The organism is Vreelandella janggokensis (assembly GCF_031451615.1).
In the GTDB taxonomy this organism is placed as follows: Bacteria; Pseudomonadota; Gammaproteobacteria; order Pseudomonadales; family Halomonadaceae; genus Vreelandella; species Vreelandella janggokensis.
In genome coordinates this window covers 1,065,858-1,092,482 of record NZ_JARWAJ010000001.1, presented here as the reverse complement: position 1 = coordinate 1,092,482, position 26,625 = coordinate 1,065,858, and the positions used below count along the sequence as shown (strand labels likewise).

Annotated in this window: 22 protein-coding genes; 12 read left to right on the top strand and 10 right to left on the bottom strand. The window is 58.2% G+C overall.

Annotation, left to right across the window (positions count from 1 at the left end; all coding sequences use genetic code 11):
- Positions 1 to 46: 46 nt before the first annotated feature.
- Both QC816_RS04970 and QC816_RS04965 read right to left on the bottom strand, forming a co-directional pair.
- On the bottom strand, positions 47 to 805 hold the full coding sequence (locus QC816_RS04970; RefSeq protein WP_217808014.1) for an ABC transporter ATP-binding protein: 759 nt from the start codon (positions 803 to 805) through the stop codon (positions 47 to 49).
- Entirely contained in the window at positions 802 to 1,593 is a 792-nt protein-coding gene (locus QC816_RS04965; protein ID WP_085918762.1) for an ABC transporter ATP-binding protein, read from the bottom strand. Before QC816_RS04965 ends, QC816_RS04970 begins: the two co-directional genes overlap by 4 nt.
- 416 nt (positions 1,594 to 2,009) lie before the next feature.
- Between QC816_RS04965 and QC816_RS04960 the strand changes: the two genes are divergently transcribed.
- The 9 genes from QC816_RS04960 (at position 2,010) to QC816_RS04920 (ending at position 12,388) form a co-directional block, all read left to right on the top strand.
- Positions 2,010 to 2,459 carry a MerR family transcriptional regulator gene (locus QC816_RS04960; RefSeq protein ID WP_085918763.1) on the top strand — a complete coding sequence of 150 codons (450 nt, stop codon included), beginning with the start codon at positions 2,010 to 2,012 and terminating at the stop codon, positions 2,457 to 2,459.
- Between the two features lie 64 nt (positions 2,460 to 2,523).
- A complete protein-coding gene (locus QC816_RS04955; protein ID WP_309781254.1) occupies positions 2,524 to 3,693 on the top strand; it encodes an isovaleryl-CoA dehydrogenase in 1,170 nt (389 codons plus the stop codon).
- Between the two features lie 22 nt (positions 3,694 to 3,715).
- A complete protein-coding gene (locus tag QC816_RS04950) occupies positions 3,716 to 5,323 on the top strand; it encodes a carboxyl transferase domain-containing protein (RefSeq protein ID WP_309781253.1) in 1,608 nt (535 codons plus the stop codon).
- Between the two features lie 12 nt (positions 5,324 to 5,335).
- Positions 5,336 to 6,160 (top strand): enoyl-CoA hydratase/isomerase family protein, encoded by an 825-nt coding sequence (locus tag QC816_RS04945; protein WP_309781252.1) that lies wholly within the window; start codon positions 5,336 to 5,338, stop codon positions 6,158 to 6,160.
- The gene (locus tag QC816_RS04940; protein WP_309781250.1) at positions 6,157 to 8,238 is read left to right on the top strand and encodes an acetyl/propionyl/methylcrotonyl-CoA carboxylase subunit alpha; all 2,082 of its coding nucleotides are present in this window, start codon (positions 6,157 to 6,159) and stop codon (positions 8,236 to 8,238) included. The genes QC816_RS04945 and QC816_RS04940 overlap by 4 nt, the downstream gene beginning before the upstream one ends.
- Positions 8,239 to 8,249: 11 nt before the next feature.
- Positions 8,250 to 9,158: a hydroxymethylglutaryl-CoA lyase gene (locus QC816_RS04935; RefSeq protein WP_309781249.1), complete on the top strand. Its 909-nt coding sequence runs from the start codon at positions 8,250 to 8,252 to the stop codon at positions 9,156 to 9,158.
- A gap of 59 nt (positions 9,159 to 9,217) precedes the next feature.
- A complete protein-coding gene (locus tag QC816_RS04930; protein WP_309781248.1) occupies positions 9,218 to 10,915 on the top strand; it encodes an AMP-binding protein in 1,698 nt (565 codons plus the stop codon).
- Between the two features lie 42 nt (positions 10,916 to 10,957).
- On the top strand, positions 10,958 to 11,779 hold the full coding sequence (locus QC816_RS04925) for a class I SAM-dependent methyltransferase (RefSeq protein WP_309781247.1): 822 nt from the start codon (positions 10,958 to 10,960) through the stop codon (positions 11,777 to 11,779).
- Positions 11,780 to 11,818: 39 nt separating this feature from the next.
- On the top strand, positions 11,819 to 12,388 hold the full coding sequence (locus tag QC816_RS04920; protein WP_085918771.1) for a hypothetical protein: 570 nt from the start codon (positions 11,819 to 11,821) through the stop codon (positions 12,386 to 12,388).
- On the opposite strand, the gene QC816_RS04915 is transcribed toward QC816_RS04920, so the two are convergent.
- On the bottom strand, positions 12,385 to 14,289 hold the full coding sequence (locus QC816_RS04915; protein WP_309781246.1) for a monovalent cation:proton antiporter-2 (CPA2) family protein: 1,905 nt from the start codon (positions 14,287 to 14,289) through the stop codon (positions 12,385 to 12,387). The genes QC816_RS04920 and QC816_RS04915 overlap by 4 nt on opposite strands.
- A 110-nt stretch (positions 14,290 to 14,399) precedes the next feature.
- Between QC816_RS04915 and QC816_RS04910 the strand changes: the two genes are divergently transcribed.
- The 3 genes from QC816_RS04910 to QC816_RS04900 are packed head-to-tail and all read left to right on the top strand — an operon-like array spanning position 14,400 to position 16,779.
- Positions 14,400 to 14,690, top strand: a complete 291-nt coding sequence (locus QC816_RS04910; protein WP_309781244.1) for a Trp family transcriptional regulator — start codon at positions 14,400 to 14,402, stop codon at positions 14,688 to 14,690.
- Positions 14,691 to 14,692: 2 nt separating this feature from the next.
- On the top strand, positions 14,693 to 16,114 hold the full coding sequence (locus tag QC816_RS04905) for an anthranilate synthase component I family protein (RefSeq protein WP_309781242.1): 1,422 nt from the start codon (positions 14,693 to 14,695) through the stop codon (positions 16,112 to 16,114).
- Entirely contained in the window at positions 16,111 to 16,779 is a 669-nt protein-coding gene (locus QC816_RS04900; RefSeq protein WP_085918775.1) for an anthranilate synthase component II, read from the top strand. Before QC816_RS04905 ends, QC816_RS04900 begins: the two co-directional genes overlap by 4 nt.
- An 11-nt stretch (positions 16,780 to 16,790) precedes the next feature.
- Here QC816_RS04900 and rluF read toward each other — a convergent pair whose 3' ends face one another.
- Genes rluF through cysM form a run of 7 tightly spaced genes read right to left on the bottom strand, consistent with a single transcriptional unit; the run spans position 16,791 to position 26,604 of the window.
- On the bottom strand, positions 16,791 to 17,807 hold the full coding sequence (gene rluF, locus QC816_RS04895) for a 23S rRNA pseudouridine(2604) synthase RluF (RefSeq protein ID WP_309781241.1): 1,017 nt from the start codon (positions 17,805 to 17,807) through the stop codon (positions 16,791 to 16,793).
- 35 nt (positions 17,808 to 17,842) lie between these two features.
- Positions 17,843 to 18,388, bottom strand: a complete 546-nt coding sequence (locus QC816_RS04890) for a DUF924 family protein (protein WP_085918777.1) — start codon at positions 18,386 to 18,388, stop codon at positions 17,843 to 17,845.
- 43 nt (positions 18,389 to 18,431) lie between these two features.
- Positions 18,432 to 21,080 carry a phosphoenolpyruvate carboxylase gene (gene ppc / locus QC816_RS04885; protein ID WP_085918778.1) on the bottom strand — a complete coding sequence of 883 codons (2,649 nt, stop codon included), beginning with the start codon at positions 21,078 to 21,080 and terminating at the stop codon, positions 18,432 to 18,434.
- A gap of 47 nt (positions 21,081 to 21,127) precedes the next feature.
- Positions 21,128 to 21,970, bottom strand: coding sequence for a nucleoside triphosphate pyrophosphohydrolase (mazG, locus tag QC816_RS04880; protein ID WP_309781239.1), 843 nt, complete (start codon positions 21,968 to 21,970; stop codon positions 21,128 to 21,130).
- A complete protein-coding gene (relA, locus tag QC816_RS04875) occupies positions 21,970 to 24,246 on the bottom strand; it encodes a GTP diphosphokinase (protein WP_309781238.1) in 2,277 nt (758 codons plus the stop codon). The genes mazG and relA overlap by 1 nt, the downstream gene beginning before the upstream one ends.
- Positions 24,247 to 24,306: 60 nt before the next feature.
- Entirely contained in the window at positions 24,307 to 25,707 is a 1,401-nt protein-coding gene (locus tag QC816_RS04870) for a TRAM domain-containing protein (RefSeq protein ID WP_264823254.1), read from the bottom strand.
- Positions 25,708 to 26,604 carry a cysteine synthase CysM gene (gene cysM / locus QC816_RS04865; protein ID WP_186255542.1) on the bottom strand — a complete coding sequence of 299 codons (897 nt, stop codon included), beginning with the start codon at positions 26,602 to 26,604 and terminating at the stop codon, positions 25,708 to 25,710.
- Positions 26,605 to 26,625 lie beyond the last annotated feature (21 nt).

Below are 26,625 nucleotides of genomic sequence, written 5' to 3'. Positions count from 1 at the left end.
TTGGTCAATCACGGGTTGTGAGATAAAGCTAGAAAGCCGTGTCGGGTTATACCCCCAGCATTGAATTGAGGTGCTCACGGCGCGATGGCAGTTCGGCGGCGCTGATTTCCTCGACGATCTGCCCGTGCTCCATCACGAAGTGGCGATCCGCCAGCGGTGCGGCAAATCGAAAGTTCTGTTCCACCAGCACAATGGTCATGCCTCGCGCCTTGAGCTGTTCCAGTACCTCGCCGAGCTTTTGCACAATCACCGGCGCGAGGCCTTCGGTGATTTCATCCAGCAACAGCATGCGCGCACCCGTGCGCAAAATACGCGCCATTGCCAGCATCTGCTGTTCACCGCCGGAAAGCCGGGTACCCTGGCTTCTACGCCGCTCGTAGAGGTTAGGAAACATGGTGTAAATTTCATCGAGACTCATGCCGTCTGAACGAACAGTAGGCGGCAATAAAAGGTTCTCATGGACATCAAGGCTGGCAAAAATGCCACGCTCTTCCGGGCAGTAACCGATCCCTAAGCGCGGAATATGGTGCGGCTTCATGTGCAGCGTTTCATTGCCGTTGATGACGATCGATCCGGAACGCCGCCCCACCATGTTCATGATGGCTTTCAGGGTAGTGCTTCGCCCGGCGCCGTTGCGGCCCAGCAAGGTCACCAGCTCACCGCGCTTTACGTCGAAATCGATCCCGTGGAGGATATGCGACTCGCCATAAAAGGCATGCAAATCCTGTACGCGCAGCATTTCCAGGCCCTGAACATTATCGCCAGGTGCCTGGTCGATAGGTGCCTGCGCTTCAACGGTATTCATACGGCAGCTCCTTCCTCTTCGGCGGCGTCGCTGCCCATATAGGCTTCGCGCACTAGCGGGTTACGGGACACATTGTCGTAATCGCCCTCGGCCAACACGGCACCACGCGCCAGAACGGTAATACGATCGCACAGGCGGCTCACCACGCTCAGATTATGCTCCACCATCAAAACCGTACGGCCTTTCGATACCCGCTTGATCAACGCCACGATGCGGTCGACGTCTTCCGCGCCCATGCCTTGTGTGGGTTCATCCAGCAGCATCATGGTCGGATCAAGCGCCAGCGTAGTAGCGACTTCCAATGCCCGCTTGCGCCCGTAGGGCATCTCAACGGTTAGCGTATCGGCATACTCGCCAAGCCCCACTTCTTCCAGTAATTCAAGGGCACGCTCATTGAGGTGATCCAGGGATTTCTCTGACTTCCAGAAGTGGAACGAGGTACCCAACTTACGCTGGAGCGCCACCCGCACGTTTTCCAGCGCGGTCATATGGGCAAATACGGCTGAAATCTGGAAGGAGCGCACCATACCCAGTCGCGCGATCTCATTGGATTTCATCGAGGTAATGGCGTTACCCCGATAGAGAATCTCCCCGCGCGTAGGGGGTAGAAACTTGGTCAGCAGATTGAACACCGTGGTTTTGCCAGCGCCATTAGGCCCTATCAAGGCGTGGATATGCCCTTCCTGTACCTGGAGATTGACATCGTCCACCGCTGTAAAACCGCGAAACTCTTTGGTCAGCCCGCGCGTTTCGAGAACGGGCACTTTCCGAACATCGTCTGCACACATGAAGTGGTAAGCCTCTTGTTGTTCTTGTGCTGACTTAGAACCCTCTGACTCACGATGACATGTTGATGCATGCCTCATGTTCCAGTGACTTCTTTACACCAGCCTGTACTTACTAGAAGCAAAATTCGTTAGCTGGCAACATATTCTTACCTTAACGTAAGGTGTAGGTGCAAACTAGCAACCTCTGTCAGGTAATTACAATTACAACTTTGGTCTACGCAAGGGAAAGATACTGACCTTGTTTTGTAAAAAAGACTTCTTATTCAGAAGATTGGCAACGTCTATCAGCAAAACAAAGAAAACAAGATATGCTTTACGTTAACGTAAACTTGTTTTAGCCTCACTGGCAGTGTTCCATAGAAGGTATGCCTTAAGAATGATTCTTGGGAACAATGCCCTTTTGAGAGAACGTCACCATGAGCAAAACCTACTCGATCAGCGAATTGGCCAACGAATTTGATTTGACCACCCGCAGCATCCGTTTCTACGAAGACCAAGAGTTGCTTCACCCCACCCGCCGCGGGCAAACCCGCGTCTACAGCAGTAAGGATCGGGTGCGACTCAAGCTGACCATTCGTGGTAAGCGACTGGGGTTTTCACTCGCCGAGATTCGCGAGCTGTTCGAGCTCTGGGACGAGACCCGCAGCGGCAGTAAAAAACAGCTGAATTTAATGCTCAGCAAGATAGCCGAGCGCCGCTCTGCACTGGACCAGCAGATGAAAGATATCACCATGGTCCAGCTTGAGCTCGAAAGCGCAGAAATTCGCTGCCGTCAGGCGCTGGAGGAACTGAATCAAAAACAACGCGAAGAAGAGCAGACGGAACCCGATACAACATCGCCCTCTTCATCCGCGACTACGCATTGAATAGATAACGGCTCTACATGCCGCCAGCGCGCTTACCAACACAATGAACAACAGGTGATTGACCATGTTTTCACACTACTCAGAACTCAATTTTGGCCTGGATGACGAGCTGAATATGCTGCGCGAGCAGGTCAACGCCTTCGCTGCTAGCGAGATTGCCCCACGCGCTGCCGAAATCGACCAGAGCAATGAATTTCCCAACGACCTATGGAAGAAGTTCGGCGATATGGGCTTATTGGGTATTACCGTTTCTGAAGAAGATGGTGGCAGCGGTATGGGCTATCTCGCCCACTGTATCGCCATGGAAGAGATTTCGCGGGCCAGCGCCTCGGTGGCACTCTCCTACGGCGCCCACTCCAACCTGTGCGTCAATCAGATCAAGATCAACGCCACCGCCGAACAGAAAGCCAAGTACCTGCCCAAACTGATCAGCGGTGACCATGTGGGTGCCCTGGCCATGTCGGAACCCGGCGCCGGTTCCGATGTGGTTTCCATGCAGCTGCGTGCTAAACGCGATGGCGACCACTACATCCTTAACGGCAACAAGATGTGGATCACCAATGGCCCGGACGCGGATGTGCTGGTGGTCTACGCCAAGACCGACCCGGACGCCGGTTCCAAAGGCATCACTGCCTTTATTATCGAAAAAGGCATGCCCGGTTTCTCGACCGCCCAGAAGCTCGACAAGCTGGGCATGCGCGGCTCCAACACCTGCGAACTGGTGTTCCAGGACTGCGCCGTTCCCGTCGAGAATATTCTGGGGGATGAGGGCAAAGGCGTTCGCGTACTGATGAGCGGCCTGGATTACGAGCGCACCGTGCTCGCGGCCGGCCCCATCGGCATCATGCAGGCCGCCATGGATGTGGTGCTGCCCTATATCCACGAGCGCAAGCAGTTCAACCAGTCGATTGGCGAATTCCAACTGGTGCAGGGCAAGGTAGCGGATATGTACACCACCCTGAACGCCTGCCGGGCCTATCTTTATGCCGTGGCGGGTGCCTGCGACCGCGGCAAGACCTCCCGCAAAGACGCTGCCGGGGTGATTCTCTACTGCGCGGAAAAAGCCACCCAGGTAGCGCTTGATGCGATTCAGCTACTCGGCGGCAACGGCTATATCAACGAGTACCCCACTGGCCGCCTGCTGCGCGACGCCAAGCTTTACGAAATTGGCGCGGGCACCAGCGAGATTCGGCGGATGCTGATTGGCCGCGAACTCTTCACGGAAACCCTTTAACGAAAATCAGCAGGGCCGCGCCATGAGTACCATCAATAGCCAAATCAATCCGCGCAGCGATGTGTTCCAAGCCAACGAAGCCGCAATGCTCGGTGAAGTTAGCAAGCTACGTGAGCTTACGGCCGCCATTGCCGAGGGCGGCGGTGCCAAAGCCCGCGAGCGCCATGAAAGCCGCGGCAAACTGTTTGTTCGTGACCGTATCGATCACTTGATCGATGAGGGGTCACCATTTCTAGAATTCTCCGCCCTGGCAGCTCACCATATTTACGACAGTGAGATTCCGGCGGCAGGCGTTGTGACCGGTATTGGCCGGGTTTCCGGCGTCGAGTGCGTCATCGTGGCCAACGACGCCACGGTCAAAGGCGGCACCTATTTTCCGCTGACGGTTAAAAAGCATATTCGCGCCCAGGAGATCGCCCGCAAGCATCGCCTGCCGTGTATTTATCTGGTCGATTCCGGCGGTGCTTTCCTGCCCCTCCAGGATGAAGTCTTCCCTGACCGCGACCATTTCGGTCGCATCTTCTACAACCAGGCGACAATGTCCGCCGAAGGTATCCCCCAAATTGCCGTGGTGATGGGCTCCTGTACCGCAGGCGGCGCTTATGTGCCCGCCATGGCGGATGAGTCGATCATCGTTAAAGAACAGGGCACGATTTTCCTCGGCGGACCGCCCTTGGTAAAAGCCGCCACCGGTGAAAGCATCAGCGCTGAAGATCTGGGCGGCGCGGATGTGCATGCCAAAGTCAGCGGCGTGGCCGACCACTACGCCGAAAACGATGCCCACGCGCTGCAGCTTGCCCGCGCCTGTGTCTCGCGGCTCAACTGGCAGAAACGCGGCCAGCTTGCCATGCAGGCGCCCAAGCCACCCAGGCTCGACCCCACCGAGCTGTATGGCATTGTCGGCACCGACCTTAAAAAGCCCTATGACGTGCGGGAAGTCATTGGCCGCATCGTCGATGACTCCGACTTTGACGAGTTCAAGCGCTACTACGGCGATACGCTGGTCACCGGCTTTGCGCACATCCACGGCTATCCGGTGGGTATCGTGGCCAACAACGGCGTGCTGTTTTCTGAGAGTGCCGTCAAGGGGGCGCACTTTATTGAGCTCTGTGCCCAGCGCAAGATTCCGCTGATCTTCCTGCAGAACATCACCGGCTTTATGGTCGGTTCAAAGTACGAACACGAAGGTATTGCCAAGCACGGCGCCAAGCTGGTCACCGCCGTGGCCTGCGCCAAGGTGCCCAAATACACCGTCCTGATTGGCGGCAGCTTCGGCGCTGGTAACTACGGCATGTGCGGGCGGGCTTATGATCCCAACCTGCTGTTTATGTGGCCCAACGCGCGTATTTCCGTGATGGGGGGTGAACAGGCGGCGGGCGTGCTGGCCCAGGTCAAGCGCGAACAGCACGAGCGCGATGGTCGCGAGTGGAGCAAGGAGGAAGAAGAAGCCTTCAAACAGCCCACGCGCGAACAGTATGAGCATCAGGGCCATCCCTACTACGCCAGCGCCCGCCTTTGGGATGACGGCGTGATTGACCCCCTGCAAACCCGCGATGTGCTGGGACTTTCACTGGCCGCCGCGATGAATGCTGAAGTCGAAGAGACACGCTTTGGCGTGTTCCGGATGTAAGGGGCAATCACCATGGCTTACTCAACACTGATGATTGAAAAGGGCGTGGCGCGCCTGACATTGAACCGCCCAGAGGTGCATAACGCCTTCGACGATAGCCTGATCGCCGAGCTGAATGAACACCTCAACCGGCTACATGTGCTTGCTGAAGCGGGCGAAGTGCGCGCGGTCGTACTGGGCTCAGAAGGCAAGAGCTTTTCGGCAGGTGCTGACTTGAACTGGATGAAGCGCATGGTCGATTACGACCTGAAGGACAACCTTGCTGATTCCCGCAAGCTCGCCACGCTGATGCACGGTTTGGATACGTTGCCCTGCCCCACGCTATGTCGTGTGCAAGGCGCTGCCTTTGGCGGTGCCGTAGGCCTTGCCGCCTGCTGCGATGTGGTGGTTGCCTCCGTGAAAGCCAAGTTCTGCCTCTCGGAAGTCAAGATTGGGCTTTCGCCTGCCGTCATCAGCCCCTACGTGCAGCGTGCATTAGGCGAGCGCCAGATGCGTCGCTATGCGTTAACAGCGGAAGTGATGGATGCCCCAACGGCGCTCGCGCTCGGTTTGGCCCACCAAGTGGTTGAGCTTGATGCGTTGGATGACGCTGTCGATGCCATGCTGGCAACGCTATTGGCTGGCTCACCCCAGGCCCAGCTTGCCACCAAAGCGTTGTTGGCTAGCGTCGTCCAGTCCCCGGATAGCGACGCCACTCGAGAACACACCTGCCAGGTCATCGCCAGATTGCGGGTAAGCCAGGAAGGCCAGGAGGGATTATCCAGCTTCTTTGAAAAGCGCCGCCCCGTTTGGGCCGAATCTAATAACACATCTAACGCTTCGGAGCGTCGCTCATGAGTCACTCATCTACCATCGCAAAAGACGAAAAAGCTGACAACGCCGCTCGCACGACACCTTTTGACACCCTACTGGTCGCCAACCGCGGCGAAATCGCCTGCCGAGTGATGCGCACGGCGCGCCGCATGGGATTAAAAACCGTCGCCGTCTATTCAGACGCCGATGCCAGCGCCCGCCATGTACGTGAAGCCGACGAGGCCGTGCGCTTGGGCCCTGCCGCCGCGCGGGAAAGCTACCTCAATATTGACGCGGTGATTGACGCTGCCAAGCGCACCGGTACCGGTGCGATTCACCCCGGCTACGGCTTTCTTTCCGAGAACGGCAGCTTCGTTAAAGCGCTTGAAGAAGCGGGCATTACCTTTGTGGGGCCGCCCGCCTCGGCCATTGCAGCCATGGGCGATAAATCCGCCGCCAAAGCGCGCATGGCCAATGCCGGCGTTCCGCTGGTGCCTGGCTACCATAGTGATGACCAGGACGACACCCTGCTACGTACCGAGGCTGACAAGATCGGCTACCCGGTCATGCTCAAAGCCAGCGCGGGTGGCGGTGGCAAAGGCATGCGCGTTGTTGAATCGGGCGATGGTTTCCAGGCTGCATTGGATGGCTGTCGCCGTGAATCCAAAGCTGCCTTCGGCGACGACCGCATGCTGATCGAGAAGTACCTGGTGCAGCCACGCCATGTGGAAGTGCAGGTATTCTGCGACCGCCATGGCAACGGGGTTTACCTGTTCGAGCGTGACTGCAGCGTTCAGCGTCGTCATCAAAAGGTGATCGAAGAAGCCCCTGCTCCCGGCATGACGGCGGAACTGCGCAGTGCCATGGGCGATGCCGCAGTGCGTGCCGCAAAAGAGATCGGCTACGTGGGTGCGGGCACCGTGGAGTTCCTTTTAGACGCGGACGGTTCCTTCTACTTCATGGAAATGAACACCCGCCTCCAGGTCGAGCACCCGGTGACCGAAAAGATCACCGGTCAGGATCTGGTCGAGTGGCAACTGCGTGTTGCCATGGGGGAACGGCTCCCGTGTCAACAAGATGAACTAACCATCACTGGCCACAGTTTTGAAGCACGACTTTACGCCGAGGACCCGGACCAGGATTTCATACCCGCCACCGGTCTGCTTACCCGCTTTGCACTGGATCTGGAAGGCGCAGGCTTGAACGCCGACCAGGTTCGCTTGGATAGCGGTGTGGAGAGCGGCGATACAGTGTCGATGCACTATGACCCCATGCTCGCCAAGCTGATTGTGCACGGCCCCGACCGCGATGCGGCGCTGGCGACGCTTAACCGCGCCCTTGCTGCGCTGGACGTTCAAGGGGTGGTTACCAACCGTGCCTTCCTGATGCGCCTGGCGACCCACCCTGGTTTCAAGAACGTGGAGCTGGATACGCGCTTTATCGAGCGCAACGAAGCCACGCTTTTCGCACCGCGCCACCACAGCATTGAGGCCTACGCCAGTGCGGCGCTGATTGGTCTGCACCAACTCGCCCAGGAGTGTGAAAGCGACTCCCCCTGGGATCGCCACGACGGCTTCCGCCTTAACGCACCCCACACTATTCGTATTGCCCTGTGTGACCCGGCAGATATCAAAGCCGCTGACAGCGATGAGTCAGTGGTGATTGTGGAAGGCAAACGCAACGCAGGCGAAGCGTTATGGAACCTGACCATTGGCGATGACACCCTCACCGCCAGCCTGCAGCCGCTGGCCGGCGATGCGGTCGCCGTCACCCTTAACGGCCACCGCCGCCGCCTGCAGGCGCGCCGGGATGGGCATGTCGTGGTGATGGCTGACCCTAACGGAGAAACCCGGCTGTTCTGGCGGCGTATTGATGCCATCGATCATGGTCACCACGAAGCGGAATCCACTCTCACTGCACCGATGAACGGCACCGTCGTTGCCCTGCTGGTGGAGTCCGGTATTGCCGTTGAAAAAGGCATGCCGCTGATGGTCATGGAAGCCATGAAGATGGAGCACACCATGACCGCACCTGCAGACGGCAGCGTGGAGGCCTTCCACTTCCAGGCAGGTGATACCGTCAACCAGGGCGATGTGCTGCTCGACTTTGCAGCCAACGAATAAAGGAGCTCTCAATGGCATTGCCAACCTCCGTCAAGCTGTTTGAAATGGCCCCCAGGGACGGCCTGCAAAACGAGCCCGGGGCCATCGTGCCTGCTGCGACCAAAATCGCCCTGATCGAACGCCTCGCCAACGCGGGTATGACGCATATCGAAGCCGCCAGCTTTGTGTCACCCAAGTGGGTGCCGCAAATGGGCGATGCAACTGAGGTAATGACCGGCATCCATCGTCAGCCAGGCGTGGTCTATTCTGCATTGACGCCCAACCTGAAAGGCCTGGAGAACGCGCTGGAAACGGGCGTTGACGAAGTGGCCGTCTTTGGCGCCGCATCAGAAGCGTTTTCGCAAAAAAATATCAATTGCTCGATTGCCGAATCACTGGCGCGCTTTGAACCGGTACTGAAACGCGCCCGGGAGGCCGGTATTCGAGTTCGCGGCTATGTGTCTTGCGTGTTGGGCTGTCCTTACGAAGGCGAGATAGCGCCTGGCAAGGTAGCCGAGGTAGCCAAGGCACTTTACGACATGGGCTGCTACGAAATTTCACTGGGCGACACCATTGGCGTGGGCACCCCATTGGCTGCCAAGCGAATGATTGAGGCGACACGCCAGCAGGTGCCCGTTGAGTTCCTGGCAGCTCATTTCCACGATACCTACGGCATGGCGCTGGCGAACCTGTACGTGGTAATGGAAGAAGGCATCAGCGTGATCGATGCGGCCACGGCTGGCCTCGGTGGCTGCCCCTACGCCAAGGGCGCCTCCGGTAATGTCGCCACCGAAGACGTACTCTACCTGCTTGAAGGGCTAGACATAGAAACAGGCATCGACCTGCAGGCCGTGATCGATACCGGCTACTGGATTACCGGCGAGTTAGGCCGCAAGCCCAGCTCTAAAGTCGCCCTGGCAAAAGGTCGCGCCAGCTCATAACAAACAACAAACAGTCGCGGCCTTCGCTCGGACAAGACAATAATATTTGGAGAGATACCATGGCATCACCTGCACTCACGCTGCCAAGCTACACCAGCAGCACCGCCGACAAGCCACTGCTGGGCATGACCATTGGCGATAAATTCGACCAGATCGCCGCGCAGTACCCGGATAACGACGCCTTGATTGCATTACACCAGAATATTCACTGGTGCTACCGCGAGCTTCAGGATGAAGTGAATCGCTGTGCCCGTGCCCTGCTGGCTATCGGCGTCAAAAAGGGCGATCGCGTGGGCATCTGGGCGCCTAACTGCAGCGAATGGACCGTCACCCAGTTCGCCACGGCCAAAATTGGCGCCATTCTGGTCAATATTAACCCCTCCTACCGCACCCATGAGCTGGAGTACGCGCTGAATCAATCCGGCGCACGCTTTCTGGTGACGGCGAACCGTTTCAAAACATCTGACTACAGCGCCATGCTGTATGAACTGGCGCCAGAACTGAACACCTGTGCCGAAGGCCAGTTGACGTCACAAAAGCTGCCCGAGCTTGAGTGCGTGATTAATTTAAGTGCCGATAAACACCCCGGTATGTGGCGTTGGGCCGACATGATGGAAGCGTCTCGCCACGTCAGCCAAACCGACGTTGACGACCTGCAGGCCACGCTCCAGTTCGACGACGCGATCAATATTCAGTACACCTCCGGTACCACGGGCTTCCCCAAAGGGGCGACGCTCTCCCACCACAACATTCTCAACAATGGTTTCTTCGTTGCTGAAAGCATGGGCTTTACCAGCGAAGACCGCCTGGTGATCCCGGTGCCGCTTTATCACTGCTTTGGCATGGTGATGGGCAACCTGGGCTGCATGACCCATGGTGCGGCCATGATCTACCCGGATGAAGGCTTTGACCCCGGCACTGTTCTCAAGGCAGTACACGAACAGAAAGCCACCGCACTGTACGGCGTGCCCACCATGTTTATCGCCGAGCTTGACCATCCGGACTTTGCAAGCACCGACCTTTCGTCGCTGCGCACCGGTATCATGGCGGGTTCCATCTGCCCTGCCGAGATCATGAAGCAGGTCATCAGCAAGATGAACATGAAGGGCGTGCAAATCGCCTACGGCATGACCGAAACCAGCCCGGTATCCACCCAGACCGGCGCCGATGACAGCATTGACAAGCGCGTTTCGACCGTCGGACGTACCCAGCCGCACCTGGAAACCAAAATCGTTGACCCCGGCAACGGCGGCATTCTGCCCCGTGGCGAAATCGGCGAGTTGTGTACTCGCGGCTACAGCGTCATGTTGAAGTACTGGAACAACGACAAAGCCACCGCTGAAGCGATTGACGAAGCGGGCTGGATGCATACCGGCGACTTAGCCACCATGGATGAAGAGGGCTATGTCCAGATCGTCGGTCGCATCAAGGACATGGTGATTCGCGGCGGCGAGAATGTTTACCCCAAGGAGATCGAAGAGTTTCTTTACGCCCACCCGGCCATATCAGAAGTGCAGGTGACCGGTGTGCCGGACAAGAAGTATGGGGAAGAGCTGATTGCCTGGGTCAAGCTCAACAGCACCGCCGATGAGGTCACTGGGGAAGAACTGCGCGAGTACTGCAAGGGCAAGATCACCCACTTCAAGATTCCGCGCTACTTCAAATTCGTCGATGAATTCCCGATGACCGTCACCGGCAAGATCCAGAAATTCAAAATGCGCGAGATTTCCATTCAAGAGCTCGGGTTAGACGACTAGCGGCACGCGCTGGCAGCTCTTCGGCTAGCGAAGGAGCATCAAATGGCTTTCCACTCGCCCCTGGTGACGCATTACCATCAAGCACTTCGTGACCGCGAAGTGCTTGAACAAATCCGGGCCCATTACCCTGACGGACCGACGCTGCCCCAGCTTGCTCCCCTGGACCAACTGCATATTGGCGGTATGGCGGCGTCCGCCAGGTTGCTGAACCTGATTGATCCCGTTGCCCCCACACGCGTGCTGGATATAGGCGCTGGTCTGGGCGGGCTAATGCGCCAGGGAGCGGCGCTGGGTTATCACATGGTCGGCCTTGATATTACCCATCGGTTTAACGTTCTCAACCAATCCCTTAGCGCACTGGCAGGCAGCCCGCCGCTTGTCTCGATCACTGCTGACGCCTGTGCATTGCCGTTTGAGTCGGGGTGTTTCAATGCAGTGGTCTTCCAGCACAGCCTGCTCAACATGCCTGACGCGGCCAGGGTGATGGATGAATGTCACCGCGTGCTGAGCGCTAACGGTCAACTGGTGATGCACGAAGTGATCAGCGGTCCCAACGTGGAAGACCTTGTCTACCCCGTACCCTGGGCGGATTCGACAGCGCATTCCCATTTGCTTACCCAGGACGCACTAGTCCATCTGCTCGAATCAAAGGGCTTTCACATTCAACACCTCGATGACTGGAGCGATACAGCCCTGGAATGGCGCCAGCGCCAACGACATAAAGAGCAGATTCCACGGACGGCGGTACTCTCCCCAGCCTGGGTGTTCGGCGACCGCTTTACCCAGATGGGCAAGCACCTGGTCGAAAACCTGGTCAATGGCGCAATTAAATTGGTAGAAATCAAGGCCCGTTGCTACGCTTAAAAGGTCTGCCTTCACTTTACGCTTCTAGGTGTAAGAAAAATGCCAATGAAACGCTTGGCAAGCACCCTCCTCTTTTGCGCCGTGCCATATGCTGGCGCCCATGCTGACGAGCTCGCGCCCGCCACTTCGTATGCCTTGCCGCAAAGTGAGTTAATGCAACTGGACAATGGCGTCATCCTCGAAGGCAGCGACCTGAGCAGTATCGACAGTTACACCAGCGGCTTCCGGTTAACCGCCGGCTTCAGCCCATGGCAGTTGCCCCAGTTGGATATCGGCGCTGAACTGGCCTACCGCGAGAGCGAAGAAGTGCCTATCTCATCAAGTATTAAGCCGTTGATCATGGACACCCTCAGCCTAGGTGGCGCTGTGGTGGCAGGTTTGCGTATGGGAGCATTCAGCATCTACGCCAAATCAGGGCTTACCGAGTGGCGCGGTGAAAGCTACCGGCCAATGCAAGGCATTGATGAAAGCGGCACCGCCCTACTGCAAGGGTTTGGCGCCACTCTCACCGTCGACCGTCTCGTCAGCCGCCTGGAATACGAGCGGGTCGATGACCCCACTCTTGATCATCTCAATATGCTCAGCGCTTCATTGCATCTGCCGTTCTAGCGTTTTTCATCACTATCCTCCGTCGGCACAGGCGGCGTCCAGATCGGTACATCTTCACGCTGAGGCTCTGGCCAATCCTGCTGCATGGCGCTGTTCAGGGCTTCTTCCAGCTTCATGAAAAGCTCGCCGTAGCGAGGGCTGAAGTTGATGCCTTCCTCGATCTCTTTCCAGGCATCGAACAGTTCGTCCTCGTGGGCCTCCTCGTTCTGCACAAATGCCCAGGTCATCTGCTTGGCGCGCATCGGGTGGACCCCCATGGCCGTCAGTGCATGACCGCCCATCTCCAGCGCGGAATGGTAGGTTTCGCTGACGATGTCGTCGGCACCGGCCTCGCGCAATTGATAACCATGGCCACGGTCAAATGCCCGGGCCAGCACCCACACATGGGGGTAATAATGCTTGACGTAGTTGACCATATCAACAGCACGCTTGCGGTCATCAATGGCCACGACCAGCAGGCGCGCCTGTTCGATACCGGCGGTTTCCAGTAGATCTGAGCGACTGGCATCGCCGAAATAGCTTTTGATACGGATTCGCCGCAGGTTCTCGATCTGCTCGAGCTCGTGATCGAGTGCGACGATGGGCATATTGTTGGCGCGCAGCAGGCGGCAAATGATCTGCCCGAAGCGTCCCACGCCCGCGACGATTACCGGCGCCTGCTCGTCGATGGCATCGGGCTGGCGCCCGTCGTTCTTGACCCGGCGATAGCGTGGCAGCACCAAGCGGTCGTAGGCGATGAACAGCAGCGGCGTCAGGAACATCGACAGCGCAATGACCAACGACAGCACCTGGGAAATCTCGACGGGAATCACGCTATTCTGCACGCTGTAGGTCAACAGCACGAACCCGAATTCACCGGCCTGGGCAAGGCTCAGGGTAAACAGCCAACCGTTGCTGCCACGCACTCGAAACAGTAACGCCAAAACGAGCAGAATGGTTGCCTTGACGGCAATCACCACGACGCCAAGTACCAGCACCGTGTCCCACTGCGAGGCCAGTACCTGAAAGTCGATCCCCGCGCCGACGGTGATAAAGAACAGGCCCAGCAGAAGCCCCTTGAACGGATCGATATTGGCTTCGATCTCATGCTTGAATTCGCTGTTGGCCAGTACGATACCGCCCAGAAACGCCCCCAGTGCCGGGGAAAGGTTCACCAGGCTCATGAGGGCAGCGATACCGATGACGAGCATCAGCGCCGTCGCCGTGAACACTTCACGCAAGCCGGAGCTCACCACGTAACGAAATAGTTTCGGTACCAGGTAGTAACCCCCGGCAATCACGCTGCCGATCGCCGCGACCACCACCAGGGCGTACGCCCAGCCCGGCAAGTGCGCCACCAGGCTTATGCCCGCATGACTGGCGCGATCATCACCTGCCCCCATCAACGCTGGCAGCGCCAGCAGGGGAATCAGCGCCAGCATCGGAATGACCGCGATGTCCTGGAACAGCAACACGGAGAAGGCGCTGCGGCCTCCCTCGGTTTTTTCCAGGCCCTTTTCACTCAGGGTTTGCAGCACAATCGCTGTCGAGGACAATGCGAAAAGCAAGCCGATAGCGAGCGAGGTTTGCCACGTAAGCCCCAGCCACCAGGCAATGGCTGTGCCTGCCACCGTGGTCAAGCCTACCTGCAGTCCGCCAAGACCGACCAGGCGTACGCGCATGGCCCAGAGCCCTTTCGGATCAAGCTCCAGACCGACCAAAAACAGCATCATCACCACACCAAATTCGGCAAAGTGCTGAATCGTGGTCGTTTCCTGCCCCACCAGACCCAGTATCGGGCCAATGACCACACCGGCCATCAGGTAGCCCAGTACCGAGCCAAGCCCATAGCGTTTTGCAAGGGGAACAGCAATCACCGCCGCCACAAGATAAATAAACGCCTGGATAAAGTACGCGGTCATCGAGACTCCTTGAATTTTTTAAAGTAGCTTGACTTCACTGAAGCAAACAGTATCGTACTAGTACGCTAGTACATTATCTATTACCCGGTGGCACACGATGTCTTCAAACCATGCTTTCAAACGATGATTACCAGGCGGAGCTGGTTCGCCACTTGCTTGCCATCGACTCTCCAGAGGCAATGGATGAAGCGCTTGCCAGCCTGCTGACCCCTGCAGAGTATCAAGAAATCAGCAAGCGCCTACAGATTTTTAAGCTGCTACGCGAGGGTGTGCCACACCGCAAAATTGCCGAAACACTGGGTGTGGGAATCGCTACGGTGTCACGGGGCTCCCGCGCCTTGGCCACGTTGCCCTCTTCAACATCGCCGCTTTCTTCGCTACCCACTTCACGGAATGATTGATCATGACCACTGCTGATACGCATGCATCGACAGGGCCTGAGCCGTTTACGCTGCCGCGCAAGCCGCACTATGTGACGCTGGCGGCGGACTGCGACTTTTTTGCCCTGTTTCAAAAAATCGAGCGGCAGTTTACTAACTGCTACATGCTGGAGTCGCTGGGCGAAGATAGCCACATGGCGCGCCACTCGATCATCGGCTTTGACCCAGAATACACGCTCTATGCCAATGGCAAGACGCTGACGATCGAAGACCGCGACGGCCATGCCAACCACTATCCGAGCGATAACCCATATGAACTGCTGCGCAGCCTCATCCCGCAGAATATTATTTCGCGTAAATACGCCGGCGGATTAAGCGGTTACCTCGGTTACGACGCGATGCAGTACTTCGAGCCATCGCTGACGTTAAAAGCCAGCGATGATTTCGATACGTTCCGGTTCGGGCTCTATAAAGATGGACTGATTCTCGACAAGATGACCGGTGAGGTTATCTATTTTTACTACGACAATAGCCGCTACGAGTTCCTGCAGACGCTGATTGACGCCGAGGACGCGCCGCCCGGCCCGCTGCATATCACGGCCCTGGGCGATACCATGAGCCAGGCGGAGCACGCCGAGGCCGTGGCCAAGGTGAAACAGGACATCATCGACGGCAAGGTCTTCCAGTGCGAGGTCGGCTTTAAAAAGCGCTTCCGGATTCAGGGCGATACCCTGGCGCTGTATGACCAGCTCCGCACCATTAATCCCTCGCCGCAGATGTACTACGTCAAGTTTGGCGATCAGAAGCTGATTGGCGCCAGCCCCGAGCTTCTATTCCGGCTGCGCCAGGGCGAAATGGAGACGTTCCCGCTGGCGGGCACAACAACTCGTGGTCAAACGCCTCAAGAGGATACCCAGCTTGCCCGGGCTCTGCTCAATGACCCCAAAGAGATCGCCGAGCACAATATGATCGTCGATCTGCACCGCAATGATATTGGCCGGGTGGCACAGTTTGGCACGGTAAAGGTGCGCAGCCTGATGGATATCAAGCGTTTCAGCCACGTTCAGCATATCTCAAGCGAAATTGTCGGCATTATCGCCGAAGGTGACGACATGTTCAGTGCCCTGGCCAGCAACTTCCCGGCGGGCACCCTCACCGGCGCGCCCAAGATCGAAGCCATGAAAATCATCGACGATCTGGAGACCGATGGGCGCGGCCCCTACGGCGGCGCCGTGGGCCAGTTCTCGTTCAACGGCGACTGCACCTTTGCGATTCCCATCCGTACCGTTTTCGTGAACGGCGAGCGCGCCTATGTGCAAACCTGCGGCGGTAACGTCTTTGACAGTAATGCTGCGGATGAATACGAAGAGATTCGCCGCAAGTTTGCCGGCACCCGCAAAGCCCTTGCCCCCTTTATGGAGACGGACATGGAGAGCCAAGCATGAAGGTACTGATCATCGATAATTACGACTCCTTCACCTATAACCTTTACCAGTTCATCGGTGAGATTCTGACCACGGAAAAAAATCGCGGTAAGGTGCCCCATTTCGAGATACTCGTTAAGCGCAACAACCAGATCGACTTCAAAGCGATTGAAGCCATGGCGCCGGACCGCATTATTATCTCCCCCGGCCCCGGTTCACCGGATGACCCGCGTTACTTTGGCGTCTGTGCCGAGGTGATAGAAAAGCTTGGCAAGACCACCCCGCTGTTGGGAGTTTGTCTGGGTATGCAGGGCATTGTGCACGTGTTCGGCGGCCAGGTGGTCAAGGCGCCGCTACCCATGCACGGCAAGATCAGTCCCATCAACCACAACAACCATTCGGTATTTAACGGCGTGCCCGACCAGCTTGAAGTGATGCGCTATCACTCACTGATTGCCGATGCGACCACCCTGCCCGAGTGCCTGGAAGTGACCGCCACGGTTGGCGCCCTGGCGGCGGACAACTTTGAACAGCGTAGCCGCTGGCAGGCGGTCGGCGAGTTTGAGTTGATGGGCGTTAAACACCGGGACTATCCCATCCACGGCATTCAGTTCCATCCGGAATCGTTTGCAACCGAGGGCGGCAAGGAGCTGATTGGCAATTTCCTGTTTGCCTATGCAGCCTGACGCCATCGCCACTACTTTCGGCGGGGGGCCGGCTTTCCTTTAACCGGCTTTTTTTTCACAGGCTTGCCCTGTCCGGCTGCTTTCCGGCCGGAAGGAACCCCACTCGACTTGCCTTTAAGCGCTGGTTTGCCGCCAGCGCTTTTGGCCTTGGGCCGCCCCGACCCGCTGGCAGTGCGTTTTCCCGCCCTTTTGCTCGGCGTTTTGTCACCGGATTTACCGCCACGCTTGCCCGGCGTACCCGCCGCATTTTTCCGGGATTTGTTCTGACCGCCCGAACGCTTTGGAGCAGACGGCGGCGCGGGCTTGGCCTCTGAACTGGCGGTTAACGCCTCAAGCGTCGCGATCTCTTTCGGGGTCAAGTCGCGCCAGTCACCCAGCGCCAGGCCCTTTAGCGACACATTCATGATGCGCGTGCGAATGAGCTGGGTGACGTCATAGCCGAAATAGTCACACATGCGGCGAATCTGGCGGTTCAGCCCTTGCACCAGCGTTATCGTGAACTCGAAGGTGGATACCTTCTCCACTTGGCATTTTTTAGTGACCTGGCCAAGGATGGGCACCCCGTTCTGCATCCCTTGAATAAAGTCATCGGTAATCGGCTTGTTAACCGTTACCCGGTATTCCTTTTCATGGTGATTGTTGGCACGCAGAATCTTGTTCACCAGGTCGCCATTATTGGTGAGCAGGATCAGTCCCTGGGAGTCTTTATCCAGCCGGCCAATGGGAAAAATGCGCGTGCCGTGTTTTACAAAATCGACAATGTTGTCTTTTTCGCTCGGCTCCGTGGTACAGACAATACCCACCGGTTTATTGAGCGCGATGAGGACGAGATCTTCCTCTTCCTGGGGCTCGATATCCTGGCCGTTCACCTTGACCCGATCGCCTGCCACCACCTGATCACCGGTGGTCGCCCGGCGACCGTTAATCCAGACGTTGCCCTGCTCCACAAAACGGTCGGCTTCCCGCCGTGAGCACAGGCCGCTCTCGCTGATATATTTATTGATACGGGTAGATTTTCGTAACGTCATAGAACGCCATGTGGCTGAAAGAGATAAATAAACGGTTAAAAAGACGACCCGGGCTGCTTCAGAAACGCCAGTTCCTCGTCGGTAGACTCCCGCCCCAGAAGCGCATTGCGGTGCGGGTAGCGCCCAAAGCGATCAATAATCGCTTTGTGGCGCACTTCAAAGTCGAGGTTTTTCTCCAACCCAGGCTGGTTAAACAGCTCCATCGCCCGCTCGTGAATTGTCGCAGACTCGCTATGCATATAGGGCATATATAGAAACGCCCGCTGCTCACTGGATAACTCAGCATCGGCGCCAGCGGCCACCGCTTCCTGAGCCAGCGCCAGCGCCAAGGTATCGGTGGCAAAGGCACTGGCGTCGTCGCGATAGATATTGCGCGAGAACTGATCCAGCACGATGATCTCCGCGAGCCGCCCTTGGGGCGTTTTCCGCCAGGCGTAACACTCGCACTGCGCTGCCTGGGCATGCAGAGTGCCAAACCGCTCCCGGATCACCTGATCCATCTCGGGGTCTTTTTTAAACCACTGCGCAGGCGTCAAGGCCTCAAACCAGAAATCGAGTACCGCTTGAGCATCTGATGACATTGACGTCTCCTGATGGTGACAAAAACGCTGATGGTGATAAAAACTAGCCCGTATTACGTAGACCAGCCGCAATCCCCGCCATGGTAACCATCAGTGCTCTTGAAAGATCAGCGCTGATAGCCCCGTCGGCGTCACGATTACGCTGCAAGAGCTCCGCCTGCAAGCCGTGGAGCGGATCGATATAGGGGTTACGCACATCAATCGCCTGACGAATCAGCGGCGTATTTTCCAGCAGTTCCTCCTGCTGCAGAATATCCAGCACGGACTCTTCCAGCCGTGCGAACCGCTCACGCAACTGTTTACCCAATGCCTTCAACGAAGGCTCGTCCACCAGGCGATGCTCGTAGTAGGCAGCAATCGCCACGTCGGCTTTGGCCAACAACATTTCCAGCATATCGAGGTAGGTGCCGAAGAACGGCCACTCGTTGCGCATTTCCTGTAGCACTTCGCGCCCGCCCGGCTGCGCCAGCCGGTGCGAGAACGCCTCGCCACTACCCAGCCATGCGGGCAGCATCAGACGTATCTGCGTCCAGGCAAAAATCCACGGAATCGCGCGGAGTGTCTCCACCCCACCATCCTGGCGGCGTTTAGTTGGCCGCGAGCCCAACGGCAGCCTACCCAGTGCGCCTTCCGGTGTTACCGAACGGAAGTAAGGTACAAAGTCCGGGTCTTCACGCACAACGCCAACATAGGCGGCGTGGGCAACGCTGGAAAGCTGGTCCATCTCTTCGCGCCAGTGCGGTTCGGGTGCCCTCGGCGGCAGCAGCGTGGCCTCCAACACCGCACAGGCATAAATTTCCATCGAACGCAGGGCAATATCGGGCTGACCAAACTTGAAGCGAATCATCTCGCCCTGTTCAGTCACCCGTAGGCTGCCGTTCACCGAGCCAGGCGGCTGGGAAAGAATCGCCGCGTGGGCGGGGCCGCCGCCACGGCCAACGGTGCCACCGCGGCCATGAAACAGGGTGAGGTCGACACCATGGCGCTCACACACATTGACCAACGACTCCTGAGCGCGGTACTGGGCCCAGGCGGCGGCCAGCTGCCCGGCGTCCTTCGCAGAATCCGAGTAGCCAATCATCACCTCCTGGCCCTTGCGCATCAGCTTGCGATAGCCCGGCAGCGCCAGCAGTTGGTCGATCACGTCGCCTGCGTGATCCAGGTCGTTCAGGGTTTCGAACAGCGGTGCAATCGGCAGGGTCACGTTGCCGCCGGCCTCTTTCATCAACAGCGCTACGGTAAGCACGTCTGACGGTTCAGCCGCCATGGAGATGATGTAGGTCCCCAGCGCTTCACTGTGCTCCTGGGCGACCACCTTGAAGGTATCGAGCACCTCGCGGGATTCTGCCGAACACTCCCAGCGGCGCGGGATCAGCGGCCGCCGCGATTCAAGTTCGGCCAGTAAAAATTCCTGGCGCTGGGCTTCATCCCACTCGCGGTAGTGACCCAGGTTCAGCGCGTCGGTCAGCTCTTCCATTACCTGGGCATGACGGCTAGCTTCCTGACGCAGGTCGAGCTTGGTCAGCGTGACGCCGAAGACCGCCACCCGGCGCAGGGTGTCCAGCAGCGCTCCGTTGGCGATGGTGTCCAGGCCCACATCGCACAGAGAACGGTAGCAGGCCAGCAAGGGCGCATACAGCTGGTCGCGGGTTTCGATAATCGGCCCGCCGTCATAGTTATGCCCCTCCAGCTCGGCCTTGGCCCAGTCGCGAGTGGACTCCATTTTCGCCAGCAGGCGCTTCAGTACTTCGCGGTAAGGCTCTGCCACGTCGCCCGCTTCGGCTTTAAGGGCGCTATTGGCCTTCCACATGGAGAGCTCGGTCTTGAGTTGCTCAAGGTCACGCAGGTAGAGGTCTGCTGCCATCCAACGCCCCAAAAGAAGCACTTCTTTGGTGACCTTGGCCGTGACGTTCGGGTTGCCATCCCGGTCACCTCCCATCCAGGAGGCATAGCGAATGGGCGCGGCGTCCAGCGGCAAGCGTTCGCCAGCGGTATCGAGCAGCAGGTTGTCCAGATCACGATGAAAGTCAGGCACCGCCTGCCACAGCGAATTTTCAATCACGGCAAAGCCCCACTTGGCCTCATCGACGGGCGTGGGTCGTTCATGGCGAATCTCGTCGGTATGCCAGGCTTGACTGATCAGTTCCTCCAGCCGCCCCTGTGCGCGGGCACCACGCTCAGGGTAGTCATCAGAACCTTCAATGGCCGTCAGGCAGTCGTCGATGGCATCGTACTTTTGAATCAGCGTGCGGCGAATGACTTCGGTAGGGTGCGCGGTGAGCACCAGTTCAACCCGCATATTGGCAAGGCTCTCGACCAGCTTGCGCGGCGAGTTGCCTGCCTGCTCGGCGCGCTTGAGCAGCTCGCCCAGCACCGGCTGCGAGCCTGGCTTGTAGTCTTCAACACGGCGGAATCGCGCCCGGTAGTGCTGCTCGGCGATATTGGCGAGATTGAGGAACTGGTTGAAAGCACGGGTGACGGGCAGCAAATCCTGCTCAGGTAGCTGACGCAGGTATTCAATCAAATCACGTTGCTGTAGCGAATCACCCTGCCGCCCCTGCTTGGCATGGGCACGAATGGTTTCGATTTTATCGACAAATGATTGGCCTAGGTCGTCGGCAATGGTACGCCCCAGGCTGTCGCCCAGAATACGCACGTTATCGCGTAGCGATTCGTGTAGATCATGGCTCATGGCGTGGCCTCCTTGCAGGGGTCGCGTATAAACGGTTGATAACGACGTTATTGGGTGTCTTCGGCTTTGGCTGCCTGCCAGTGGGCTTCCATCTCGTCCAGCGTGGCCTCGGCGAGTGGCCGCTTGGCAGCGCTGAGTTCGCCCTCTACGTAGCGAAAGCGCCGCTCGAATTTGGCATTGGTCGCGCGCAGGCACTGTTCCGGGTTGGCCCCTAGCGTGCGTGCTAAATTAGTGACGGCAAACAGCAGATCACCGACTTCTTCATGGGCGTGCTGCTGGTCGCCTGCGGCAAGGGCCTCTTCCACTTCATCAAGCTCTTCGCGGATCTTGGCCAGAACGCCATGGTAATCCGGCCAGTCAAAGCCCACCCTTGCCGCGCGTTTGGAAAGCTTGGCCGCACGGCTAAGTGCGGGCAGGGCTCGGGGCACGTCATCAAGCACCGAGGCAGGTACGCCTGCCCTGTCAGCACGCGCCTTTTCGTCACGTTCTGCGGCTTTCAGCGATTCCCAGCGGCTATTCACCTGCTGTGTCTGTACGTCCCTGGCACTGACCCCCGGTGGTCGACGTGAGTTCAAGGTGCCGTCGGGGAAGACATGCGGGTGGCGACGCAACATCTTGTCGGTGAGCGTATCGATAATGTCATGGAAATCGAAGCGCTGCTCTTCCGCCCCGAACTGGGCGTAGTAAACCACCTGAAACAACAGATCGCCCAGCTCGCCGGGCAATTCATCAAAAGCGCGGCGTTCGATGGCATCGGCCACTTCGTAGGCTTCTTCAAGAGTGTGCGGCACGATGCTGTCCCAATCCTGCTTGATATCCCAGGGGCAGCCCTGCTCATGGTCTCGAAGCACCTGCATCAGGGTGAGCAAATCATCCAGCGAGTAACGCATCAGCCCCTTCCCCCCCGCGTTGTCTTGTCCGGGTCGGTGTCGCGCAGGCGACGCACCTCGGTCACATTGGGCAATTGCTGAATACGAGAGAAAAGACGCCCCAGCGCTTCCAGACCATCGACTTCCAGGGTAATGCGAAGCCGGGCAATACCTTCGTCAGTGTCGGTCAGCGTATTCACCGCCAGCACGTTGACTTTTTCGTTGCCCAGCAGACCGGTGACATCGCGCAGCAGGCCTGAACGGTCCCAGGCCTGGATCTCGATAGTTACCGGATACCGCGTCTCGGCGCGCTCACCCCACTCCACCTCAATAATGCGCTGGGGTTCGTCCAGGCGCAATTGCAGGATGTTGCTGCAATCCTGGCGATGTACCGTCACGCCGCGACCCTGGGTAATGAAACCGACGATGGGTTCGCCGGGAACCGGGCGACAGCAGTTCGCCATGCTGGTTTTCAGGTTGCCGACCCCCAGCACGGTAATATCGCTTTTGGTCGCCTTGCTGGACTGACGCTTGGGCTTGGCCAGCAGTCGGTCGAGCTGGTCCTGGTCATCGGTTTCACCAAACAGCTGCTGGGCCTGGTGAAGAACCTGTCCAATGCGCAAGTCGCCCGCTCCCAAGGCGGCGTACATGTCATCCGGCGTTTGGTAATTAACCGCTTTGGCCAGCTTGGAAAGATCGAGCCCATCGACATCTAGGCGGCGCATTTCACGATCAAAAAGCACGCGACCTTCGTCCAGGTTTTGATCGCGGGCCTGGTACTTGAACCAGGCCTGGATCTTCGCCCGGGCCCGGGAGGTGCGCACATAGCCAAGACTCGGGTTGAGCCAGTCCCGGCTTGGCCCGCCTTTTGTCGCTGTAAGAATTTCGACCTGCTGACCGGATTTCAGCTTGTAGGTAAGCGGCACGATACGGCCATTGACCTTGGCCCCGCGGCAACGGTGTCCAATTTCAGTGTGCACGCGATAGGCGAAATCGATAGGCGTGGCGATCCGTGGCAAATCGATCACGTGGCCATCGGGGGTAAACACGTAGATGCGGTCCGGGGCGACATCACTTGAAAGCCCTTCGCGCAGGTCGCCAAAACCGCCAACCTCGTCCTGCCACTCGAGCACCTGGCGCAGCCAGGCGATTTTTTCCTCGTAGCTGCGGCTCTTGGCGTTGGTGTCGTGGCCCTTGTAGCGCCAGTGGGCACAGACCCCTAGCTCGGCTTCGTCGTGCATCGCAAAGGTGCGAATCTGAATTTCCAGAACCTTGTTTTCCGGTCCCATCACAGCCGTGTGCAGCGACTGGTAGCCGTTTTTCTTGGGGTTGGCAATGTAGTCGTCAAACTCGTTGGGTACGTGATGCCAACGGGAATGAACAATCCCCAATACCGTGTAGCAATCGGCCACTTCAGGCACCAGGATACGTACGGCGCGTACGTCGTGAACCTGGGAAAAATCGATCCGCTTGCGCTTCATTTTGCGCCAGATCGAATAGATGTGCTTGGCGCGCCCATCGACATCGTAATGGTGGATGTTCTGAGCTTCCATCAAGCCTTTCAAGGTCTCTACGACATCATTGATATAGCGGTCCCGGTCAAGGCGTTTTTCCGCCAGTAGCTTGGCAATCGCTTTGTATTCATCTTCGTGGAGATAACGAAACGAGAGGTCTTCCAGCTCCCACTTGAGCTGGCCAATACCCAGGCGGTGCGCCAACGGTGCATAGATATCGGCCACTTCCCGGGCGACCTGTTGGCACTTTTCACGGGGCGCATCTTTGACCTGGCGCAGGGCACAGGTACGCTCGGCAATTTTGATCAGCGCCACGCGCACGTCACTGACCATATTGACCAGCATCTTGCGCAGGTTTTCCTGCTGGTTGTGCTGGCCCATGCCATGGTTGGGGGCCAGCGGGTAGCTGATCGCGGCCATCTGCAAGACACCATCGATGAGGTTGGCCACCTCATCGCCGAAGCGCTTGGTGACTCCCTCCAAACTCAACAGGCCTTCTCGCACCGCACGATAGAGAACGGCTGCTTCCAACGTTGACTGGTCGAGCTTGAGTTCCCCCAGGATGTCGGCCATCTCCAGGCCCATACGAAAGCTGGAACCCGGCGTCAGCCACACACGGTGTGACCTGGGCGCCTCGAGCTCCAGGGTTTGAGCAAGCTCACAGGCCTCGCGTAAACGCGCTGGTTCCGGAAGACGCACGTCTTCTTGCAGGCGAGATAACCATTTCTGCAAGTCCACCGTTCCGCTGTCAGTTAGCGGCTGGTCTTCACGCACTTTTACCATGACGATTCTCATCCATTCGAGGCAGCCGTTTGCGACACCGCTGCCGAGGCTAACGACGTTTTAGGCACACTTAGTGTGTTCAAACAGCATCAGCGTTTCCATATGTGCAGTGTGCATGAACATGTCGGCCACTGCGACGCGGTTGATGCGGTAACCTGCATGCACAAGATGTGCCGCATCACGGGCAAGCGTGGCGGGATCACAGGAAATATACATTATCCTGGCAACCGGATTGCGCGCCAGTGCTTGGCAAATGACCTCGGCCCCACTACGTGGCGGGTCAAGCACCAGTGCCTCCAGACCTTCGGCCTTGAGCAGGGAGGCGACGGTATCCGGGTCGCTGAGATCGGCCTGTTGGCCCGTCACATCAAGTCGATTTCGATGGGCATTATCCGCCAGCCGCTCGACCATGGCAGGACTGCCTTCCACGGCATGTACACATGCTCCGGCCGCTGCCATTGGCAGGCTGAAGTTACCGATACCGGCGAACAGGTCCATCGTTCGTTGGCCGGGCGAAAGCGCCAGCCAATGCATGGCAGTATTGACCATCTGCTGATTCACGGCGGCGTTGACTTGTAAAAAGTCACCAGGCGCAAAATGAAGGGTCAATGGCGTCGCATCCGGCCTATCGAGGGTCTCTTCCAGTACCGGCGCTGCACCATACCAATGCAGTCTCGGGCTCTCACGCCCTAACCAGGTGCCTAAAGCGACTTGGTGGTGATCAGCAAACGCCTGCCAGCGCTCGGCGTCCGATGGATTGGCTTTCAATTGACGAACCAGAACGACCCGTTGGCTGGCGGTCGCCAGCAGTTCGATATGCCCAACCTGACGCGGGGCATCCAGCGTTGCCAGCAGATCGCGCAAGGGAGCAATCAGCGCTTGCAACCCATCGACCAGCACCACACAGCGTTCGATGTCGATCAGTCTGTGAGAATGGGCCGCTCGAAAGCCCAGCCGTGGATGGCCGTCAGCATCGACCTTAACGCCCAGGCGCGCCCGCCGACGGTAGCCCTGAACATCGTCGTGCAACGATTCGATCTCACCCAGTTCGATTCCCTGGCGGGCCATTAAATCGCGAACCACCTCCCTTTTATGCTCGCGCTGCGCCGCCACCGTCATGTGCTGAAGATCGCAGCCGCCGCAATGGCTGAAATGCGGGCACGGCGGCGCAACACGCTGCGCCGAGGGGGTCAGCAGATTTTTGACGTGCGCTTCGTCGTAGCGCTTGCGGGTCTGGTGAACCGCCACGTCAACGTACTCGCCGGGTAGCGCCTGGTCGATAAAAACCGTTTTGCCCTCGGCGTTGTGAGCCACCCCCCGGCCGTCATGCGCCAGGCGCTCTATCACCAGCGTGTTTGACTCTTGCGGAGACTGGCTCGAGGGTTTCGCCGTGGGTTGGCGTGCCAGCCCGGAATGCCCCGACGCGGGACGCGGCGGTCGCCGTTTTCCCAGCATGGCCATCTATACCTCCGGGGCAAACAAGCCCGTGGAAAGATAGCGATCTCCGCGATCGCAGACGATAAACACGATCACGGCATTTTCCACCTGCTCGGCAATACGCAGCGCGCCCGCCAGGCTCCCGCCGGAGGAGACGCCCGCAAAAATACCCTCTTCACGCGCCAGACGCCGCATGTGCTCCTCGGCTTCGTGCTGGGCAATATCCAGCGTGGCATCCACTCGTGGCGCTTCAAAGATGGCTGGCAGATATTCCTGCGGCCAGCGCCGGATCCCCGGAATGCTCGCCCCATCTGCTGGCTGCAGGCCAACAATCTGGATGGCAGGATTCTGCTCTTTCAGATAACGCGATACCCCCATGATGGTACCGGTTGTCCCCATGGAGCTGACAAAATGGGTGACTTCGCCGCCCGTCTGCCTCCAGACTTCAGGGCCTGTCGTCCGATAGTGGGCCAGTGGATTGTCCGGATTGGCGAACTGGTTGAGCGGCTTGCCCTCCCCCCGAGCGATCATGCCGTCGGCAATATCCCGGGCTTCTTCCATGCCGCCTTCCTTACTTGCCGACACCAGCTCAGCGCCGAATGCTGCCATGGCCTGCTTACGCTCCTCGGATGCGCTCTCGGGCATTATCAGCACCATGCGGTAACCCTTAATGGCAGCGGCCATCGCCAGGGCAATCCCGGTATTGCCCGATGTGGCCTCGATCAGCGTGTCGCCGGGCGTAATATCGCCGCGCGCTTCTGCCTCGCTGAGCATCGACAACGCGGGCCGGTCTTTCACCGACCCTGCCGGATTGTTACCTTCCAGTTTCGCCAGGAGGGTATTGTTACGCCCCGCGCTGATACGCTTCAGACGCACCAACGGCGTGTTGCCAACCACCTCTTCTAACGTGGGATAATCCATCGCATCAATTCCTTATCGTGA